The organism is Paracoccus panacisoli (assembly GCF_042435015.1).
Lineage (GTDB): Bacteria > Pseudomonadota > Alphaproteobacteria > Rhodobacterales > Rhodobacteraceae > Paracoccus > Paracoccus panacisoli.
This window is the reverse complement of sequence record NZ_JBHMQU010000031.1, coordinates 1-1,633: the sequence shown is the minus strand read 5'-3', so window position 1 is coordinate 1,633 and position 1,633 is coordinate 1. Positions and strand designations below refer to the sequence as shown.

Here is a 1,633-nt window from a genome sequence, read left to right as displayed (position 1 = left end):
AGCAGCGACGGGTGGCCGCGCATGGCCCACTCGCCCGCCGCCCAGGCCAGCGCCGCGGCGGCGAGCGCCAGCGCCGCCAGCGCGGCGACCGCCGCCCAAGGCAGCGCCGGGTCGAAGGTGAGCCGCGTCACCGGATCGCCCCCGGCCCGATAACCCCCGGCCCACGCGGCGCCTCGCGCCCCAGCCGCTCGAGCAGTTCGGGGACGTGGACCTGATCGGATTTGTAGTTCCCGCTCAGCGCATACATCACGAGATTGATGCCGAAGCGCAGCGCCAGCTCGCGCTGCCGCTCACCGTCGTAGCCCGCGCCGATGGCGTAGGCGGGCAGGCCCTCGGGCGTCGTGGCCCAGGCCTCGGCATAGGCGTTGCCGCCGATGATCACGGGCGAGACGCCGTCGTTCGAGGGGGCGAAGCCCGCGCCGGTCGCCTCGGGCGACTGCGGCGCCTCGACCCAGAGCGGGGCGGCAGTCCAGCGGCCGGGGAAGCTGTCGAGCAGGTAGAAGGCGCGGGTCAGCACATGATCGGGCGGCAGCGGCGCGAGCGGCGGGATGTCGAGCGGCGCGGCCAGCCGCTGGAGCGCGACGCTCGCGTCCGGCGCCCCGGTCCCGGCGAGGTCGCCGTCGCGGGTGTCGAAGACGATCATGCCTCCGGTCCGCAGAAAGCGGTTGAGCGCGGCGTAGGCGGGCGGCCCGGGCAGCGGCTGGTCCTCGGTCACCGGCCAGTAGAGGAAGGTCAGCAGCGACAGGTCGTCGGTGTCGAGATCGACGCCGACCGGCGGCCCGGGCTCGACGGTGGTGCGCTCGGTCAGGCCCTGCGACAGGCCGGTGAGCCCCGCCTCGGAGGCGGCGTCCACGCGCGGGTCGCCGGTGACGACATAGGCGAGCGCCCCGGTGCCCGCGGCCTCGGCGAGGCGCGGGTCGGGGGCGGCGGGGGTGAGCGCGGCGGATGGCCCCGGTGCCGGGGGTGGGGCGTCCTGGGCCAGCGCGGGGGCGGTGAGGAGGGCGAGGAGGAGTGGGGTGAGCAGCGCCGTGGGGCGGAGCCGCGGTGGGTCGGAGGCGCGGGGGGTGCGGTGTGCGGCGGGGTGCCGGAACGGCGCAGATGCCGCGGAGGGGGTGCGCCGTACTGACAGAAGAAGCGCCTTGAGAACAGCATACAATGCCGGCCGCGTGGAGGGTCCACGGCGCGAAAGGGTGGCACGGTCAGGCTCGGCGACGGCGCGCGCGTGCGCTGACACCTTTGGTGGTGGCCCGGAGTTCCGCGAAACTGACTGCGGAACGGCAGAGGGCGGCCGCCATCCAGCGAAACCCAGCGAGAGACCAAAAGGCACTGGCCGCAGGGTGGCGGGCAAGGACACTTCCCCCGAACCTCGGGAGCGCTGAGTCTCCGCCCCAGCAACCCAAGGCTGCGCTACTGCAGAGGCCACCCGCATCATGCCACCACCCCTGCCCGATGACGGCGGCGCGTGCCGGCGAGTGCTGCGCTGCCGAGCGCGTCGGCGCCGAGCAGCAGCGCGGCGAGAGCCAGCAGCCAGCCGCCCAACGGTTCGCCGGGCGGGGTGGCGGCGGATTCGACCGTGGCGCCGGGCCAGCGGGCGGGCGCGAGCGGCCCGCCGGCGTTGAGCGCCGCGCGGCGC

2 protein-coding genes are annotated in these 1,633 nt (G+C 75.6%); both read right to left on the bottom strand.

The annotated features are described in order from the left end of the window. Positions 1–127: 127 nt before the first annotated feature. Positions 128–1,156: a DUF4159 domain-containing protein gene (locus tag ACFHYO_RS07645; protein WP_394319511.1), complete on the bottom strand. Its 1,029-nt coding sequence runs from the start codon at positions 1,154–1,156 to the stop codon at positions 128–130. Between the two features lie 272 nt (positions 1,157–1,428). Then, positions 1,429–1,633, bottom strand: a 205-nt coding sequence (locus ACFHYO_RS07640; RefSeq protein WP_394319509.1) for a hypothetical protein, incomplete at its 5' end; no start/stop codon positions are given.